General features: G+C 55.1%; 14 protein-coding genes. 6 read left to right on the top strand and 8 right to left on the bottom strand.

Features of this window, described 5'->3' with window-relative positions; all coding sequences use genetic code 11:
• Position 1: 1 nt before the first annotated feature.
• Positions 2 to 1,195 (bottom strand): ROK family transcriptional regulator, encoded by a 1,194-nt coding sequence (locus tag E1B03_RS19695; protein WP_047409478.1) that lies wholly within the window; start codon positions 1,193 to 1,195, stop codon positions 2 to 4.
• A gap of 114 nt (positions 1,196 to 1,309) precedes the next feature.
• Between E1B03_RS19695 and E1B03_RS19690 the strand changes: the two genes are divergently transcribed.
• The 4 genes from E1B03_RS19690 to E1B03_RS19675 all read left to right on the top strand — a co-directional run bounded on the left by E1B03_RS19690 (position 1,310) and on the right by E1B03_RS19675 (position 8,167).
• A complete protein-coding gene (locus E1B03_RS19690; protein WP_133086783.1) occupies positions 1,310 to 4,576 on the top strand; it encodes a DUF5107 domain-containing protein in 3,267 nt (1,088 codons plus the stop codon).
• A 72-nt stretch (positions 4,577 to 4,648) separates the two neighbouring features.
• Positions 4,649 to 6,088 carry a sugar porter family MFS transporter gene (locus E1B03_RS19685; protein ID WP_133086782.1) on the top strand — a complete coding sequence of 480 codons (1,440 nt, stop codon included), beginning with the start codon at positions 4,649 to 4,651 and terminating at the stop codon, positions 6,086 to 6,088.
• Complete coding sequence (locus E1B03_RS19680; RefSeq protein ID WP_087050924.1) at positions 6,088 to 6,930, top strand: aldose 1-epimerase; 843 nt, start codon at positions 6,088 to 6,090, stop codon at positions 6,928 to 6,930. The genes E1B03_RS19685 and E1B03_RS19680 overlap by 1 nt, the downstream gene beginning before the upstream one ends.
• 88 nt (positions 6,931 to 7,018) lie before the next feature.
• On the top strand, positions 7,019 to 8,167 hold the full coding sequence (locus E1B03_RS19675; protein ID WP_133086781.1) for a 3-phenylpropionate MFS transporter: 1,149 nt from the start codon (positions 7,019 to 7,021) through the stop codon (positions 8,165 to 8,167).
• On the opposite strand, the gene csiE is transcribed toward E1B03_RS19675, so the two are convergent.
• From csiE to E1B03_RS19640, 7 genes are all read right to left on the bottom strand, one after another.
• On the bottom strand, positions 8,162 to 9,439 hold the full coding sequence (gene csiE / locus E1B03_RS19670; protein ID WP_103771559.1) for a stationary phase inducible protein CsiE: 1,278 nt from the start codon (positions 9,437 to 9,439) through the stop codon (positions 8,162 to 8,164). The genes E1B03_RS19675 and csiE overlap by 6 nt on opposite strands.
• A 650-nt stretch (positions 9,440 to 10,089) precedes the next feature.
• Complete coding sequence (locus E1B03_RS19665) at positions 10,090 to 10,692, bottom strand: KpsF/GutQ family sugar-phosphate isomerase (protein WP_133086780.1); 603 nt, start codon at positions 10,690 to 10,692, stop codon at positions 10,090 to 10,092.
• The gene (locus E1B03_RS19660; RefSeq protein ID WP_103771561.1) at positions 10,689 to 12,326 is read right to left on the bottom strand and encodes an FGGY-family carbohydrate kinase; all 1,638 of its coding nucleotides are present in this window, start codon (positions 12,324 to 12,326) and stop codon (positions 10,689 to 10,691) included. Before E1B03_RS19660 ends, E1B03_RS19665 begins: the two co-directional genes overlap by 4 nt.
• A gap of 17 nt (positions 12,327 to 12,343) precedes the next feature.
• Positions 12,344 to 13,297, bottom strand: a complete 954-nt coding sequence (locus E1B03_RS19655) for an ABC transporter permease (RefSeq protein ID WP_047409495.1) — start codon at positions 13,295 to 13,297, stop codon at positions 12,344 to 12,346.
• Position 13,298: 1 nt separating this feature from the next.
• Positions 13,299 to 14,288, bottom strand: a complete 990-nt coding sequence (locus E1B03_RS19650; RefSeq protein WP_008785467.1) for an ABC transporter permease — start codon at positions 14,286 to 14,288, stop codon at positions 13,299 to 13,301.
• Complete coding sequence (locus tag E1B03_RS19645) at positions 14,281 to 15,789, bottom strand: sugar ABC transporter ATP-binding protein (protein WP_103771562.1); 1,509 nt, start codon at positions 15,787 to 15,789, stop codon at positions 14,281 to 14,283. Before E1B03_RS19645 ends, E1B03_RS19650 begins: the two co-directional genes overlap by 8 nt.
• A 103-nt stretch (positions 15,790 to 15,892) precedes the next feature.
• Complete coding sequence (locus E1B03_RS19640; RefSeq protein WP_133086779.1) at positions 15,893 to 16,876, bottom strand: autoinducer 2 ABC transporter substrate-binding protein; 984 nt, start codon at positions 16,874 to 16,876, stop codon at positions 15,893 to 15,895.
• A 417-nt stretch (positions 16,877 to 17,293) separates the two neighbouring features.
• On the opposite strand from E1B03_RS19640, the gene E1B03_RS19635 reads away from it, so the two are divergent.
• Together E1B03_RS19635 and E1B03_RS19630 are read left to right on the top strand one after the other, a co-directional pair.
• Positions 17,294 to 17,932 (top strand): DUF1007 family protein, encoded by a 639-nt coding sequence (locus E1B03_RS19635; protein WP_103771564.1) that lies wholly within the window; start codon positions 17,294 to 17,296, stop codon positions 17,930 to 17,932.
• On the top strand, positions 17,923 to 18,903 hold the full coding sequence (locus E1B03_RS19630) for a nickel/cobalt transporter (protein ID WP_133086778.1): 981 nt from the start codon (positions 17,923 to 17,925) through the stop codon (positions 18,901 to 18,903). The genes E1B03_RS19635 and E1B03_RS19630 overlap by 10 nt, the downstream gene beginning before the upstream one ends.
• Positions 18,904 to 19,031 lie beyond the last annotated feature (128 nt).

Here is a 19,031-nt window from a genome sequence, read left to right as displayed (position 1 = left end):
GCTAAAGCTCGCTAAGCTGTGACTCGACATACAGATAGCCAATTCCCATAAGTTGCTGGGCGCGATTAAGCTGACCGAAGCTTATCTGTGTGGCTCTGGCACGCGGGTTGTCGCCGTGATCGAACGGGTTAAAACCGGTTTGTTGTACCAGCGTATTGAGCCAGCTATCGCCAAACGCGCAGCTACGGCCATACAACCATATTTGATTAATATTCAGTATATTCAAGAAATTATACAAGCTCAGTCCGATGGCGCTGGCGGCATGTTCGGCCCAGGCCTGAATGCGGACATCACCGTTCTGCCAGGCAGCAATAAGCTGGTCAGTGGTGAGCGTTTCCGGGTCGTAAAGGGATGACGGTTGCGATTTCATCCACACGCGGGCCTGCTTTTTCAATGCGCTCAGTGACGCCACCGTTTCCAGACAACCATAACGGCCACAGTCACAGGCGACGCCATCGGGATGAATGATGGTATGTCCAATCTGACCGCTGCCGTACAGACTACCGCGCCAGATGTTATCGTTTATCACAAACGATGAACCAATACCGTAATCAACGTTAATCACGCAAAAATCACCGTTAGCCGCCGGATTTTGCCATTTTTCTGCCAGTGCCAGCATTACGCAGTCATTGTCCAGCCGGACCTGTACGCCGAGCATCTCCTCCAGCAGATATTTTATTTCCACCGGTGTTTTCCACGGGGCCTGAGGCATGGTTTTTGAAGCGCCGGTTATCGGATCAACCTGACCGTGAACGCCAAGCGCCAGATTAATCGTGACATCAGGAAATTGCCGACGGTATTCCCGCCAGTGCGCCGCCAATGCTGTCAGCAGCGCTTTTGGCGATTCGGGGTTGATGACTTCATGCTGCCAGTCGCCAACGGCAACCAGCCGCGCGTCCGCCAGTTGGCTGGTGATGCTGGTGGGAGTGACGTTGATACACAGCGTCCAGGCGCCTTTTTCTGGCAAATGATAGCTGCCGCTGCTCAAACCGCGCTGACTTAAGGTTTCTCGTGAATGACTGATTCTCCCTTCATCCATCAGCTCTTCGAGGATATTGCTAACCGCCGGGATCGACAGGCCGGTTAGCTGCGCCAGCTGTGACTTGCTGAGCTGCTTTTCCCGCCACAGGTGAGACAAAAAAATCTGTTTATTCGCCTGACGTACCCTGGCGTTGTTAAACCCCGAACGCTGCATTCACTTAACTCCCTTAACTATATTGCGTGAGCATTGCGCATTTTAACGCCACTTAACTGCCGCAGAATAGCATCAAGTTGAGTTTTTACTTTTGTTTATTGAGTGGAGAGCGGCATGTACGGTTCAGTTAAAGTCTGGCAGGAAACGATCACCCTCCCAACGTGGACGGCGGGTGAAGAAGACGCCAACCCAATGTTTCTGGAAAAGCGGGTTTATCAGGGATCTTCAGGGGCGGTTTATCCCTACGGTGTGATTGATACGCTGACCGGCAAACGTGAAATGCGCGACTATCAGGCGGTGTGGATGGAGAATGACTTTATTCGCATCATGCTGCTGCCGGAGTTAGGCGGACGCATTCATCGGGCGTATGACAAAGTGCAGCAGCGCGACTTCGTCTACTACAACGAAGTGGTGAAACCCGCGTTGGTCGGTCTGCTTGGGCCGTGGATCTCCGGCGGCATCGAGTTTAACTGGCCGCAGCATCATCGCCCGACCACCTTTATGCCAGTGGATTTTACGCAGCAGCAGGGTGAGCAGGGTGAATACACCGTGTGGATGGGCGAGGTAGAGCCTATGCGCGGTTTACAGGTCATGACCGGATTTACGTTGTATCCGGATCGCGCGTTGATCGAGATAACCGGGAAGGTATTTAACGGTAACGCTACCCCGCGCCACTTCTTATGGTGGGCGAATCCGGCGGTGAAGGGCGGCGACGATCACCAGAGTGTGTTCCCACCGGATGTGACGGCGGTATTTGACCACGGTAAGCGCGATGTCTCCGCGTTCCCCATCGCCACCGGCACATACTACAAAGTGGACTATTCGGCCGGCGTGGATATCTCGCGCTACAAGAACGTGCCCGTACCGACCTCCTATATGGCTGAAAAATCTGATTATGATTTTGTTGGCGCCTGGCATCACGGCGAGCGCGGTGGGTTGCTGCATGTGGCCGATCACCATGTTTCACCGGGGAAAAAACAGTGGAGCTGGGGTTATGGCGATTTTGGCGTCGCCTGGGATCGTAATCTCACCGATGACAACGGTCCGTATATCGAACTGATGACCGGGGTCTTTACCGATAACCAACCGGATTTCACCTGGCTTGCGCCGTACGAAGAGAAAGTCTTCGTGCAAAACTTCCTGCCTTACAGCGAACTGGGAATGGTGCAAAACGCCAGCACCCAGTTGGCGCTTCGTCTGGTGCGTGAGCGTGGTCAGCTTTCTGTGGGCGTTTATGCGATTGCGCCGTTACACGATGTTCAGGTTACGCTTGCCGCACACGGGCAGCCGTTCTATGAAAACGCCCTCACCCTTGAGCCAGGACAGAGCTGGCTGGCTGATGTGCCAGAGAATGGCGATGCCCGGGTGACGATGACCGTCACTAGCGCCGATGGCGCTCCGCTTTTGCAGTATGCAGAGCACATCGCGCAAGAGTTACCGTTGCCTTCGGCAGCCGTCGCGCCAGCGCTGCCAGAAGCGCTTTCTAATACCGATGAACTCTATTTTATTGGTCAGCATCTGGAGCAGTACAACCACGCCAGCCGTTATGCCGAAGATTATTATCGCCGCGCGCTGGATGTTGATCCGCTGGATTACCGCAATAATGTGGCCCTGGGGACGCTGGCGCTAAACCGCGCGGACTGGGCGCTGGCGGCGCATTGCGCGGGCAAGGCGCTGGAACGGGCGCATAAGCTCAATAAAAACCCGCGTGATGGCGAGGCGAGCATGCTGCTGGCCGCAGCACAGGAACGTCAGGGCGACGATGACAGCGCCTGGGATAATTATTATAAGGCCAGTTGGAGCGGCAACTGCCGGGACGCGGCTTTCTGGTCGTTAGCGCGCCTGGCGATGAAGCGTCAGGACTACGTCGGAGCGCTGGAAAAAGTAGAACAGAGCCTGCGTTTTAACGGCAGTAATAACCTGGCAATGGGGCTGAAAGCGCTGGCGCTGGCGAGGCTTGATCGCAAGACGCAAGCCCTGGACTACATTCGACAACAGCTGGTTGATTATCCGCTGAGTTACACCCTGCACTATGCGCGCTGGGCTATTTGTCAGGACGAGGCGACAGCACAGGCGCTAATCTCGATTACCGGGCGGCGCGGTACCAACGCGTGTGAACTGGCGGGCTGGCTGACCTCTTTGGGGCAAAAGGAGGCTGCCCGTGGCGTGCTGGAACTGCTCGACAGCCAGGAAACGCTGCCGATGCTGTGGCGCGCCTCGCTGAACGACAATCCACAACCTTTCATCGAACGTGCCCGTGAATGCCTGCAAAATCGTGTGCGTTTCCCTAATACGCTGGATGAAGTGCAGATGCTGCAAACCCTCGAACAGAGTGCTTTTGCCCGCTATTTACTCGGCTGTTTCTGGTACAGCAAGCGACGTTATGACGAGGCGGTTTCCTGCTGGCAGTTTACGCTTGCGCAGGAAGCGGATTTCGCGCCGGTGCACCGTTTATTGGGGATCTATGCCTGGAACAAACTGCACGATGCGCAGCAGGCGATGCAGTATCTGTCGCAGGCCGTGGTGCTGGAGCCGCACAATGCCCGTTTCCTGTTTGAACTCGACTATCTCAAGAAGCTGATGGCGCAACCCGCTGAGCAGCGCCTGCAGCAACTGGAAGCCAGCAAAGAGACTGTCTTCCATCGTGACGACCTGACGGTTGAACTGCTCAGCTTGTGGAATGGATTGGGGCACTACGACGATGCCGCGGCAGTTTTACGTGAGCGCGTGTTTCATCCGTGGGAAGGCGGTGAAGGTAAAGCCACCGGGCAATATCTGCTGAATCAGATGCATCGTGCCCTGGCAGCCGTTCAGTCCGGTGACCCGCAAACCGCCATCGCGCAGTTGCAACAGGCGTTGCATTACCCGCAAAACCTCGGGGAAGGGCGTTTACCCGGACAAACGGATAATGACATCTGGTATTTACTGGGGCATTGCGCGCAGCAGCAGGGGCATTTCGAGGAATCCCAGCGCTACTTCTCCCGCGCAACGCGCGGCGGTAGTTCACTGGATGCCGGACGTTACTACAATGACCAGCCGGTGGACTATCTCTTCTGGCAGGGGATGGCGCAGAGAAAACTTGGCGATAACGCAGAGGCGGACGCGCTGTTCAATAGCTTCCTGCAATGGGTTGAGTCGCATCGCGACAACGTCCCGGATGTCGATTTCTTTGCCGTATCGCTACCCGATCTGGTGGTGCTGGATACTTCAGCACAAGCAAAACACCAGCAACACTGCCTGTTTATCAATGCGCTCGGGCATCTGGGATTGGGAAACAGTTCTGCTTGCCAGCGCTCTCTTGACGCACTCCTGCAACTCAATCCGGCACATGACAAGGCATTACTGCTGCGTCACGCCATTAACGTAAGGCTTTTCCAGTAATACCCGAAACGGGTGGGGGTAACCTCACCCGAAACCTACTGTCCCCTGCGTTTCCCTGAAAGAGGAATCATAATGAATAACGCGCAGACACATTTAAAAATTGGTTACGTCTGGACTATCTGCCTGGTTGCGGCCTGCGGTGGTTTACTGTTTGGCTATGACTGGGTGGTGATCGGCGGGGCAAAACCCTTCTATGAAGCTTATTTCTCGATTACCGACCCGGCGCAATCCGGCTGGGCGATGAGTTCAGCTTTGGTCGGTTGTATCTTTGGCGCGCTGATTTCTGGCTGGTGTGCCGATAAGTTTGGCCGAAAGATGCCGCTGATTCTCTCGGCGATCCTCTTTAGCGCTTCCGCCTGGGGAACTGCCGTCGCCAGTAATTTCGACATGTTTATTGTTTATCGCATCGTTGGCGGTGTGGGCATTGGTCTGGCGTCCGCGCTAAGCCCGCTGTATATCGCTGAGGTTAGCCCGGCTGAAAAGCGTGGTCGCTTTGTTGCCGTTAACCAGCTCACCATCGTCATTGGCGTACTGGCAGCGCAGCTTATCAACCTGATGATTGCCGAACCTGTAGCCACAGGCGCTACGCAGCAGGCGATTGTGGAAAGCTGGAACGGTCAGACGGGCTGGCGCTGGATGTTTGGCGCGGAATTAGTGCCCGCGGTCATTTTCCTGGTGCTGATGTTCTTTGTACCTGAGTCGCCGCGCTGGCTGGTGAAAGCGGGCAAAGTCGATCGTGCGCGAGCCATGCTCCAGCGCATTGGTTCGGCGGAATATGCCGGGCAAACGCTGAAAGAGATTGAACATACGCTACAAAAAGATAACCACAAGGTTGCGTGGTCAACGCTGTTACAACCGCAGATCAAACCGATCGTGATTATTGGCATGGTGCTGGCAGTGTTCCAACAGTGGTGTGGGATCAACGTTATTTTCAACTATGCGCAGGAGATCTTCGCCTCTGCCGGATTCGACATTAACGGTACGTTAAAATCGATCGTGGCGACGGGGATTATCAACCTGGTCTTTACCCTTGCCGCTCTACCGTTAGTGGACAAAATTGGTCGTCGCAAACTGATGTTGTTCGGTGCGTCAGGATTAACGATTATCTATGTACTGATTGCCGGGGCCTACGGGTTGGGCATAATGGGCTGGCCGGTTCTGGTTTTGGTGCTGGCGGCGATCGCTATTTATGCCCTGACGCTGGCCCCGGTGACCTGGGTGCTGCTGTCTGAGATTTTCCCTAACCGCGTCCGCGGGCTGGCGATGTCGCTGGGTACGCTGGCGCTGTGGATTGCCTGCTTCCTGCTGACCTATACCTTCCCGCTGCTGAATGCGAGTCTGGGGGCATCGGGAAGTTTCCTGCTGTACGGTGTGATTTGCGCGATGGGCTTCATCTATGTTCTGCGTAATGTACCGGAAACCAAAGGCGTGACGCTGGAAGCGCTGGAAGAACAGCTGGCGGCGCGGCATACGAAGGTTGGCGCATCAACCCAACAACGAAGCGCCCGCTAATGGAGAGGCTTCTGACGCTACAAAACGCACATCTGCAGATGTGCGTAGACTCGCAGGGTGGTTCGCTATTAAGTCTGGTTTCGTTACAACATCAACAGGCAATTTTACGCGAAGGTCATGGTCAGCAGCCCGGTGACTGTGGCCTGTTCCCGATGCTGCCGGTCGCGAATCGGGTGGCGGGAAATCGTTTTATGCTGCGCGGTGAAGAGATCGTATTACCTCAACATGGCGCAGACGACACCTTTTTCCTGCACGGTGACGGCTGGCTGCAACGCTGGCAGGTTATCACCGTCACCCAAAGCGGTTGTCTGCTGCAGTTGCGCAGTTGGCATCCCTGCGGTTATGACTATACGGCGCAGCTTTGCTATCAACTGGAAACCTCGAGCCTGCACGCCTCGTTGACGCTCACCCACTGCGGTGAGCGGCCAATGATTTATGGCTGTGGGTTCCATCCGTTTTTCGCCTTTGATAAGCACAGCACGGCGCAGTTTTCCAGCAGCGGCTACTGGCCGGAGGGTGAACAGCATCTGCCGCTGGAATGGCAACGAGATATCCCGTCAGCGGCGGATTTCATGCATGCGCAATACGGTGAGGATAGCTGGCTAAACGTCGGCTATTCAGGCTGGAGTGGGCGGGCCGTTATTCAGCGAGATGTGATGAGAGTCACGATTTTAGCGCAAACTCCGTGGTTGATGCTGTTCAGAATGTCGGGTGAGGAGTTCCTGTGTCTGGAGCCGCAAACGCATCCGGTGAATGCCCACAACATGCAGGGGCAGCCGGGATTGCAGGTTTTAGCGCAGGGAGAACGCTGCCATTTTGCGATGCAAATTTGCGTTGAATAGGGCAAAAATCATGTTATCTGCCTGTTAATGCTCTCTTGCGCCAGCCTGCGTTTGTCGCCAGACTATCGCCTCCAAACGGGAGGGATTCATGGCTTTGCATTCCACGCGCTGGCTGGCGCTCGGTTATTTCACCTACTTCTTTAGCTACGGTATCTTTCTGCCTTTCTGGAGCGTCTGGCTCGAAGGGTTGGGGCTGACGCCGGAAACCATCGGTTTACTGCTGGGCGCGGGGCTGATTGCCCGTTTTCTCGGTAGTTTGCTGATTGCGCCGCGCGTGAGCGATCCCTCCCGGCTAATCTCAGCGTTACGTATTCTGGCTCTGTTGACGCTGGTGTTTGCGCTGGCCTTCTGGGCGGGAACCAACGTGGCATGGCTGATGGTGGTGATGGTCGGCTTCAACCTGTTTTTCTCACCGCTGGTACCGCTGACTGACGCGCTGGCCAACACCTGGCAAAAACAGATAACCATGGACTACGGTCGGGTGCGACTATGGGGATCCGTGGCCTTTGTGATCGGCTCCGCGCTGACCGGCAAACTGGTGAGTCTGTTTGACTATCGGGTGATCCTGGTCCTGCTGTCGCTTGGCGTTGCCTCGATGCTGCTGGGCATGATGATTCGCCCGAGCGTGCAGCCAGCGGGTGAAAGCCGTCAGCAGGAGAGCGCAGGATGGCCCGCCTGGCGAGCGCTGATAACCCAAAGCTGGCGTTTTCTTGCCTGCGTGAGTTTGCTGCAGGGCGCGCATGCCGCGTATTACGGTTTTAGCGCCATCTACTGGCAGTCTGCCGGATACTCCGCTTCGGCGGTGGGCTATTTATGGTCATTAGGCGTGGTGGCGGAAGTGATTATTTTCGCGCTTAGCCACAAGCTGTTCCGCCGCTTCAGCGCCCGCGATTTGCTGCTACTTTCAGCCGTTTGCGGCGTGGCGCGTTGGGGATTGATGGGCTGGAGCACCGAACTGCCGTGGTTGATCGTGGTGCAAATCCTCCATTGTGGAACCTTTACCGTCTGCCACCTGGCGGCAATGCGCTATATTGCGGCACGCCAGGGCAGCGAAGTGATTCGTTTGCAGGCGGTGTATTCCGCAGTGGCGATGGGCGGCAGTATCGCCATCATGACCGTATTCGCGGGCTACCTGTACCAGAATCTGGGCAGCGGCGTATTCTGGGTGATGGCGCTGGTGGCGCTCCCGGCAATCGTTCTGCGCCCGAAGGTGGTGGCGCAGCCTGCGACGTTATGATTCGAGGATTTTGCGGATCTGCTGCTGCTGATGCGGCGTAAGCGCCAGATCCGCATGAATCAATGGCGGTGAAAACAGCGGCAGCGGCGTGGTGTACGGCGTAATAATCAGTGTTACACCGCGCGGCGCTCCCTCTTTTTGAAAGTCCTGCATTGGCATATGTTTTACGTTGAGCGGCAGCAGAGTCAGTTCGCGCAGTTGTTGCTCTATATGCGCTTCAAGTTGTTCGTTACTACCGGTCAGCAGGATAATCTGCTTTTCGTGCAAATCCTTCTCCTGCATCAGCCAGGCACCGAAAATGACCGCGACCAGCCCAATCTCTTCTTCTGAAAACTGGACATCGTACTCTGCTTCGAAGCCGTGTATCGCCTCGCGGGTAGTACGAACCAGCCGGGGATAAAGTCGGCTGAACTCCTCCGGCAATGTGTTATCAATGCCGATGGCAAATACGCTGCGGTTCAGCGCCTGGGCAAGGTGAATATACAACTGGTCGTTCAGCCCTTGCTCATCGCTGAAACGGACGTTGCCATACTCGCGAAAACGCAGTACCAGCCGCGCAATAGCAAGGCGCAGGCGACGATCCTGCTGGTGATTATCGCGGATAGGGTCGGGGATGCGGAGCATTGAAAACAGCAACGCCATAAACAGCGATTCGCCCAGCGGTGCACTCTGCATGACGTGGCGCTGCCAGTGACGGCCAATTTCTTCGGCGAGCGGATATTCTGCGCAGGATTGTGCCCAGCGTTGCTGGAGCGAATTAAACTCCGGCGTGATCCCCGCATTATGCTGCAGCAGGCAATACTGCAAATACAGACGCAGGAACTGGATGTCACGGCACTCAAACGGCTTCTGCAAGCGCCGGGAACACAGATTAATCAGCGCATGCAGATTGGTGTCGTCATACAGCGTACGTGCGATACCTTGTTGTTTAAGCGCTATTTTTAACGTGGGCGTGAAATGCTGAGCGATAAAGTTCGGGCAGATCCGCAGCCCGCGGCGCAGCCACTGCAACAGGCAAAGACGCTGATCAAGCGTGGTTCCTTCGATCGCATAGCCACCATTCTGCGCGCTGGTAATGGCGAGCCGGTGATAGCGCTGGATTTCGAGCCCGGCGCCGATAATATCTTCCTGAACAGTGGCATCATCCACGCCATTGAGGCTGCTGAAGGTTTGTGTCGTCGCAATCTGCCCCGGCAGGAAAAGCGTCAGTAGCACCTGGCAACGGCGCTGGGGAGCGGAAAGTACAGATGGTGGAGCAAGCGTTGACATCATCTGTAGGATCTCCCGTGAGTATGTTTGATAAGAATAGCTAAAGTTTGCTTATAGATTTGGAGAATGGAATGCTTTCCACCAGGAATGCTGGAGAGCGTCACAGAATTTTTAACGTGCGGAACAGATAGCGGTAGTGGAACGCAGCGCGTTAATCCACTTTTTCACGGTTTTATCTTTAGTTTAGATATAAAAAAACCGGCATTTTGCGCAATGACGTTATGTTAACGCTTCAGCATCAACATAGGTTGGCGAAGCATAATGAATATGCTTTTTTAGAGAAAGGTTCCGTTCACCTCATGTTCATCGCTTTTCTGTACACTGAACGCCAGTGAACGTGTTAAGGGTGCTATCGCCGCACCCTTAACAATCCCGGCTCCCGGCGGGAAAATTGCCGCTCCGCGGTTCCCTCCGCTTATTCCTCCAGGCTACCGGGACGGGCGCGATGTAACGTCCCTGTAAAGCGCGCCCTGAGCCAGCATCCATGCTGGCTCTCCCGGCCTTACGGAAACACGTCGGCAATTTTCAGCCGGACCAGCCACGCCTGACCATCTGTATTTTTATTTGAACATGTTTGAACAGCAAAAAGGATATAGCTGAAAGTCAGAGCGCTGAGGTGAACGGAACCTTGAGCCGGAATCACATGTTCTCCATCACGCCTGCCCGCGGCTCAGCGTTAATCCCACATCGCCGCCGGGATGCACCGCCAGCAGCGTCTCTTTTGAGTAGTCGCTTTCGCTCATCAGACAGGCGCAGGCGGCGTCAAAAATAGCCAGCACCAGTAAAATTGAGGTGGTGGCCAGCATGTTCAGTGGGTCGGCCTCGCGCTGGACGCCGGTGGAAATCACCAGCTTCGACGCTTTAGCGATGGCCGAATCGGCGTTTTCAGTCACGCTCAGGATTGGCACATTTCTCGTCGCCAGTCCAGGCAGCAGCCGGGTGAGTTCGTCTGAATTCCCTCCGCGCGACAGCATAATCACCAGGTCGTCGGTTCGTAAAAAACCGAGATCGCCATGCGCTGCATCCGTCGCGTTGAGGTAAATCGCTGGACGTTCCACGCAGGCAAGCATATGCGCGACCTTACGCGCCGCAATGCCGGAGGTACCGACGCCGGTGACGACGATTTTCCCCTGGCAACCGCGCAGCTCCGCCATCAGCGACTGCCAGACGGGTTCAGTCAGATGCTGCCCCAAACCCGCCAGGGCATCGCTATAGAGCTGAAATACGTCGGTGGCCTGAGACCAGGAGTTACTCATGCGTCCTCCTGCATCAACTGGCGGTATTTCATATGATCCTGATACATCTCGTGGAATACCCGATATTTGCGATCGTAGTACTGCTTAATGCGATTAGTCTGCGGGGTGACCGTTTTACCAATCCGGCTCATCGCCGACATTGCTTCCGGGAAGGTTTCGAACACGCCTGCGGCGATAGTTCCCATCATGGCACCACCCAGCAGCATGGCTTCGCTCTCTTCAGGTAGCAGCATCGCGCAGCCGGTGGCGTTGGCATGTTCCTGAACGAAGATCGGGTTTTTCGTCCCGCCGCCGCTGGCCATTATCGTATCGATGGTGTAGCCGCTTTGATTCATCGTTTCAATGATGTGACGGGTTCCCAGCGCAATGGCCTGGATGGTTGCGAGGTACTGTAACGCCATATCCTCCGGCGTGCGCGACAGCTTCAGTCCGGTGATTGCACCCGTAAGCGTTGGGTTGGCGCGCGGTGAGCGGTTGCCGTGGAAATAGGGCAGGATGTGCATGTCGCGGGTTAAAAACGCAATATCTTCCGGCTCACCGGCCATTTTACGCAGCAGTGCATTCAGCACTTCATAAATGGTTTGCCCCTGAGACTTAGCCTGCGTCAGCAGGGTTTCGTAGCAAGGATGCGACTGGATAACGTGGTCGATTAACGCCCCGGTTGCCGATTGCCCGCCTTCGTTGAGCCAGTATTCCGGCAGCACGGCTGAGTAGTAAGGACCCCAGACGCCGCCGATAAAACGCGGCTCTTTGGAAATCGCCATGTGTCCGGTGGAAGTACCGCCAATCAGCGCGACACGACGGTCAAAATCCGCCACTTCGCCGGAAACGCCGCTTGCCCCGAGCGTGCCGAGCGTACCGGCGTGGGCATCGATGATCGAGACGCTGACCGCGGTGCCGGGAATCAGCCCCATTTCGCTGGCGGCGCGTGCGGAAAGCCCGTGACCGAGCGGTTCACCCATGGTTTTTACGTAGCGACCAATCTTGGCCGCATCGTGTTCCAGCAGATCTTCCAGCCCAATCTGGCGGAAATAGCTGGCATCCCATTTGTCTTCATGGCCCATATAGGTCCATTTACACACCGTCGAGCACAGTGAGCGCGTATCATCGCCCGTTGCGCGCCAGGTCAGGAAATCGGGCAGGTCAAAATAGTAACCCGCATTAGCCCAGGTATTGGGCATATGTTGCTTCAGCCACAGCAGTTTGGGCGTTTGCATTTCCGGGGAAATAATGCCGCCAACGTAGTCCAGCACCCGATGATGCAGGGCGTTGATACGGTCGGCCTGGGTAATGGCGCGGTGGTCCATCCATACAATGATATTCTGTTCGCTGCGCCCGGAAGGGCTGATGGTCAGTGGCTTACCTTCTTTATCCAGCACCACCAGTGAACAGGTTGCGTCAAAACCCAGACCTTTCACCTGGATGGGGTTGATATCTGACTGGTTAATCGCATCGCGAACCGCGTTACACACTGCCTGCCAGATGTTATCGGAAGACTGCTCAACAAAATCGGCCTGCGGACGGTAAATCTCGATGGCCCGGCTGGCCTGACCGACCATTCTGCCGTTGAGATCAAACACGCCAGCACGGGCGCTTCCGGTTCCGACATCCACACCAATAAAGTAACTTGCCATAATTTTTTCTCCTGAAATCAGGCTTTACGATTCTGTAATGCGATAAAGAGGATCAGCACCGCGCCCCACAGCGCCATCGTCAGATAGCTGCTGACCCCCAGCAAGTTAAGGCCGCTTTCCAGCATTTGCAGCACAATCAGCGCCAGCACCAGGCCGACGATGCGCCCGAAGCCGCCATCCGGGTTGATGCCGCCGAGGACGGAGGCAAGGATGGTCACCAGCAGGTAGGATTCACCGTATCCGGCTTTTGCCGAGTTGAATTTCGCCATCATCAGAATGGCGGCGACCCAGCCGAGCAGGGCAGAAATCACGTACACGGAAATTTGTACCCGTACGGTATTCACGCCGCTGTAGCGGGTTGCCTGTTCATTGGAACCGACGAGATACAGGCTGCGCCCAAGCGTGGTGTGCTCCAGCAGTACCCACAGCAGGATTGCCACCAGAAAAAAGAGCAGCAGCGCCACCGGGATACCGGCAATCGTAGCGTTACCAAGATATTGAATGGCGGTCGGGAAACCGGAAATCACCGTCCCGTTGGAAAGCAGAATATTCAGCCCGGAGATAAGCGTCATCGTGCCGAGCGTGGCGAGAATAGGTGAAACGCCAACCCAGGCAATCAGCGCGCCGTTGAGCGTGCCGATAGCCACCGCCACGGCGGCGCCTGCCAGCAGCGCCAGCACCAGAAACAGCGGATTATCCGGATGGGTGACGATAATCGCCGCCATCACCAGCGAGCAGGCGTTCGCTCCGGCAATAATCGACAGGTTAATGCCGCCGGTCAGCATGGTCATGCCCATCCCGAGAGCCAACATGCCGAGGATTGGCAGCTGTGAGCCGATCGACTGGAAATTAGCGACGCTGAAAAAACGGCTGCCGAGCAGGGCCGAGAAGACCAGGGCAACGACCACAATAATCACGCATTGCAGACGAATGATGGCATCACCGGGTAAAAATCTGGCGATTGTTTTCATCTCAAAGCTCCCTTGCCAGTTTGCGTTTTTCGTTCCAGGCCGTGGCGCTAATGCTGACCAGGATAATGGCGCCGCTGAACACGGTGTGCCAGTAAGAAGAGACGCTAAGCAGCGTCAGCCCATTTTGTAAGAAGGCCAGCAGAACCACGCCGAGCAGGGTTCCGGTCAACGTACCGCGCCCGCCGCTCATGCTGGTTCCGCCGAGCACAACCGCCGCCAGCACTGTCAGTTCAAAACCGAGCAGCGAATTGGGCGCAACGGACTGGGTGATTTGCGCCTGAACCACGGCGGCAACGCCTGCCAGAATGCCCATGTAGCCATAGACGTAGAAATGCAGCTTCAGCAGATTCAGCCCCAGGCGCGAGGCCGCGTCGCGGTTGCCGCCCATGGCGTAAACCTGACGGCCAAGGCGGGTATAGTTCATCAGCACGGCGGTAAAGATGATCACCGCCGCCAGGCACAGCAGGGGCAGGGTCAGGCCGTAGTCGTAGCCATCCGCCGCGGTGAACGAGAACCAGTTAATGCCGTTCATAAACCAGTCCGGGAAGCCGTACAGCCAGGTGCCTTTGGTGGCGTAAACCAGCAGACCGTAGTAGACGTTCAGCGTGGCGATGGTAATGATGATTGCCGGAACGCGCAGCCAGTAGACCAGGAAGCCGTTAATCAGTCCAAGCAGCAGACCCACCGCAATGGCGATGATTAACGCCAGCGCGAAGTTACCGCCGTGGCCGATAACCCAACTGGCCATGGCATACTGGGCTATCGCGGTCATCGCCGGAAAGGAGATGTCGATCCCGCCGGAAATCAGCACCACAAACAGCCCGCAGGCAAGGATACCGAGAATTGCGTAGCTGGTGGCCACATCCGTCAGGTTCCCCAAAGACAAAAACTCATCGGTACTGATGCTCAGCCCGACGGCCAGAGCCACGACCAGCAGGCCCAGCCAGAACTCGTGTTGCCCGATTAAACGGGAGAGATGCATCTTATTCATTGATTACCTCGACCACTTCAGCAATCTCCTCTTCACGGCAGTGATGAGGATTAAATTCCGCCACCAGCCTGCCGCGACGCATCACCAGCACGCGGTGGCTGTTGTAATACGCTTCCGGGATTTCATCGCAAATCATCAGCACCGCCATCCCTTGTTCCGCCAGGTCGCGGGCTATCTGGTATATCCCCTCTTTGTTGGCGATATCCACGCCGACGGTAGGGGAGTCGAGGATCAGGATGCGGGGATTGGTCGCCACCCATTTGGCAATGGCGATACGCTGGGCATTACCGCCGGAAAGGGTTTTGACCGGCAGGTGCGGATCGGACACTTTGATATTCAGTTCGCGGATCAAGTCAGCGACCAGCTTTTGCGCTTTGCGATGATCGAGCAGGCCGCTGCCGGTGTGCAGTTGATCAAATACCGTGACGATGGTGTTGTCGTAGATCGACTGCTCCATGATCAGCCCCTGCGTCAGGCGATCTTCTGAGACATAGCCGATCCCGTGCTTGATAGCGTCATGGTTATTGCGCAGAGTTACTGGCTGGCCGTTAATGCGAATCTCGCCGCTTTCCGGGTGCGTCATGCCAAACAGGCTCAGACAAAGCTCGGTGCGTCCGGCACCCAACAGACCGACGATGGAGACAATCTCGCCGCCGTGCAGCGACAGATTAATGTTTTGGTATTTGCCTCTGCGACTCAGATTGCGCAGCTCCAACAGAGGTTCTTGCTCAATCGCGGGCCTTTCCGGCAGCGGACTGTAGTGAAAGCGTTGTCCGGTCATCAGGAAGGCCAGCTCGTGGCTGTCGAGTTCGCTGGCCGGGTATGTGCCCACCAGTTTGCCGTCGCGCATCACGCTGATGCGGTCTGCCACTTCCATCACTTCATCCAGACGGTGGCTGACAAACACCACGCAAATTCCGGCCGCTTTCAGTTCGTTAACGACCCGCAGCAGGCCATTAACCTCCTGACGGGTTAGCGAGGCGGTGGGCTCGTCCATAATAACCAGACGCGCATCGGCGGCAATCGCCCGGCAAATGGCGACCAGTTGGCGGTCAGCAATCGACAGTTTTTCGACTTTTTTATCGGGATCAATGTTCACCCCGATACGCTTCATGGCTGCCAGCGCCTGTTGCTTCATAGCGCCACGACGTACCCAGATATCGCCACCGGGCAGATAGCGGTTGACCGCGATATTTTCCGCGACGCTAAAGTTAGGGAACAATGACAGGTCCTGATAAATAACCTGAATGCCATAATGGGAAGAGAGCTGCGGCGTCAGGTGATGGAACAATTTGCCGTCGAGTAAAATCTGCGCGCCTTTTTCCGGGTGATAAACCCCGGAGATCACTTTAATAATGGTACTTTTACCACAGCCGTTTTGACCCGCCAGACAGTGAACTTCGCCTTTTCTCAGCGTCAGATTCACGTTATCCAGCGCCAGCACGCCCGGGAATTGTTTGCTGATATTCTCAAGAGTGATAAATGCGGTGGTGTCTGTCATGGACAATACCCCTGCGCGCGTCCGGATGGACGCTGAGTGTTAGTTTGGTTGATAGCGCCGACCAGACGGTCGGCGTTAAGGTTCCCTGGTGTTGGCTAAAGCCTTAGAAACCAAGTGATTGTGCGTTGTCTTTGGTGACTTCGAGGATCTTGTTAAAGCGGATCACTTTCTTCTCCGTGTCGATATCGGCTTTCCCTAAACCATCGATACTCAGATCGGCATTCACTTCTTTGCCTTGCAACAGCTGATCGGCAACGGTTACCAGCGCGTAGCCCGCGTCTTTTGGATCCCACAGCAGTGCTTTTTTGATATCACCACGCATCAGGTAAGGCGCAGCCTGTGCTGGCATGGCGATCCCGACGACGGCGATCTTATCTTTAGCGCGTTTTTTCTGCACAGCCTGACCCGCACCGATTGGACCCAGCGAGCCAAAGCCGATAATGCCCTTCATCTGCGGATAGGTTTTCATCAGGTCCAGCGTCGTGGCGTAGGATTTATCGATGCTTTCCGCAACCGGCAGACGTGAAGTGACTTCGAACATTTCCGGATATTTTTCTTTCTGATACTTAATTGCATAATCTGCCCACGCGTTATGCAGCGGCACCGTCAGCGAGCCAACATAGATAGCGTAACCCCCTTTGCCGCCCATGTTTTTTGCTAACTCATCGACGTTGGCCTGCGCGTATTTTTCACTGTCGATGGTTTCGATATCCCACTGGCCAATCTGTTCATCCGGGGATTCGTGCGTCAGCACCACGATGCCTTTATCGCGTGCTTTTTTCAGTACCGGCTCAAGTACCTTGGCATCATTCGGCACCACGATGATCGCGTTGACGTTTTTGGCGATCAGATCCTCAATGACTTTCACCTGTTGCGCCGGATCCGGTGTGGAAGGCCCAGTCTGATAAGCATTCACATCCAGTTTTTTTGCTGCTTCATTAACGCCGGTTTCCATCCGGTTAAACCACGGAATCCCGGTGACCTTGGCAACCACAGCAATTTCATATTTTTCCGCCGCAAAGGACGTGCCGGACAACATGCATGCAGAAACCAGGGTTGCACTGAGTAATGCGGGTTTGAATTTCATAGTTGTACCTTTCGTAGGGGGCAGGACATGTCACGGCGTGAAGTTAACTATGAATGGAAGAGGGAATGAATCATAAGTTTTATGAATGTGATCTGTGCCCATTTTTGTTAATTTATGGAAATAAAATAGTTAATAATTAGTTAAATTTGCATAATTTTACATTCAAGCGTTCAAATTAAGTGTTAATTAAATATTAAAATGAAACTATAAATTAACATTTTATTATCATTTGACTTAAGTTGTGACGCTGAAAAGGTGTTTGGGTGGAATTTCCCGAAGAAAAAATTATCGAAATTGAGAACTGAATCGATACCGGAAAAGGGCGCTCAACATTTTTTCGTTCAATGGTATCCTCAGTACACTTTCGCCAAATCCGGCATTATTTGTGGCGGCGTAGATTTTTATCGTGGAGAACTCATGCAAGGCGTTAAACGTATCATTGTCACGTTGTTTTTCGCTGCCCTGTCCTTTGGCGCAGGCGCGCATCCCCACAGCTTTATCCATCTGAAAACCGAAATAGTGAGCGAGAATGGCCAGTTCGTTGCGCTAAAAATGCGCTGGACGATGGATGAGATTACCTCGGCGGATCTGCTTTATGATGCGGGGAGTGCCAAACCAGGTGATGAGATCTGGAAAAAACTGGCGGCGGAAGTGATGGCCAACGTTCTTGGGCAGCACTATTTTACCGAAGTGTGGCACGACGGGAAAAAGGTAAAGTTTAAAAACAGGCCAACGGAATATGGTATGGAGCGGGTAGAACACCAGGCTGTGCTGACGTTTGTTTTGCCGCTGGCCGAAGCTCAGCCGCTGAGTGGTCAAAAATATACCTTTTCAACCTTCGACCCGACCTACTACGTTGATATGAGCTATGACAAAGACAGCGACGTCCGGCTGGCGCAGGCCATAAGCCAGCAATGCCGTATTTCAGTACATACGCCGACGCCGAATGAGCAAACGCTGAGCTTTGCGCAGTCGCTGGATAAAGAAGACGCCCCGCCGGAGGATATGGAGTTGGGTAAACAGTTTGCACAGACGGTGACGCTGCAATGTCAGTAGTTTATCAACAACGCGCAGCCAGACGCCGTTGGCTCACGCTGTGGCCGCTGGCGGTGTTTTTACTGCTGGCTGCAGGCGGCGTACTGTGGCTATGGCAGACCTGGCCGCAGGTGATGATGAAAAGTATCGTCTGGCAGCGTGAGGTTAACCAGCAGATGAGCGGGTTGCTGAAAGCAGTTGCCGCCAACCCGACGCAGGCCGGAGGATCGCTGCTACTGTTTAGTTTTCTCTACGGCGTCCTGCATGCGCTGGGGCCGGGACATGGAAAAGTCGTTATTACCACCTGGCTTGCAACGCATCCCTCGAAGCTGAAGTCGAGTATTGGCCTGACGCTCGCCTCATCGTTATTACAAGGACTGGTCGCCATTGGGCTGGTGGTTGTGGTGCTCAGCGTCTTGCAGTTGCCTGCACGACAGCTACATATGAGCAGTTTCTGGCTGGAGAAAGGGAGTTATGCGTTGGTTGGCGTATTGGGCGTTTTACTGTGCGTCCGTGCGCTGAAGAAATTGCGCCAACTGCTGCACCGCCCGAAATTTACCGCCTTCACGCCACATCATGCGCATCACGAGGGTTGCGGCTGTGGGCATCAGCATGTGCCGGACCCTCAACAGTTGCAAAGCGGTGATGACTGGCGCGCCCGGCTGATGATCGTTTTGTCTATGGGAATGCGCCCGTGCTCGGGGGCAATCATGGTCTTACTATTTAGTAAAGTGGTTGGCGTTTTTAGCTGGGGCATGGCGTCGGCGCTGGCGATGGCGGCAGGAACTTCTTTGACGATTACGTCACTGGCTGTGCTGGTACACAGTTTCCGCTCGCTGGCGGTGAGACTTAGCGGGCATAAAGCGCCGGTGCTGTGGCGACAGATTGGCTGGACAACGCTGGCATTAGCCGGTGGCGCGGTGCTGATTGCTGCTGCGATTGTGATGTGGATGAGCGCCGTGCCGGTAGGGCGAGGGATAAGACCGCTTTAGCACTGTTGTAGGATGAATGCCTGATGGCGCTTCGCTTATCAGGCCTACGGGGAACTTCCCTGGTAGGCCGGATAAGGCGCTAGCCGCCATCCGGCATCAACGATTAGCGCTTCAGCGCGTCGCTCAGA

This window comes from Citrobacter arsenatis (genome assembly GCF_004353845.1).
Lineage (GTDB): Bacteria > Pseudomonadota > Gammaproteobacteria > Enterobacterales > Enterobacteriaceae > Citrobacter > Citrobacter arsenatis.
The sequence above is the reverse complement of the archived record's forward strand: the minus strand, read 5'-3'. Positions and strand labels throughout refer to the sequence as shown.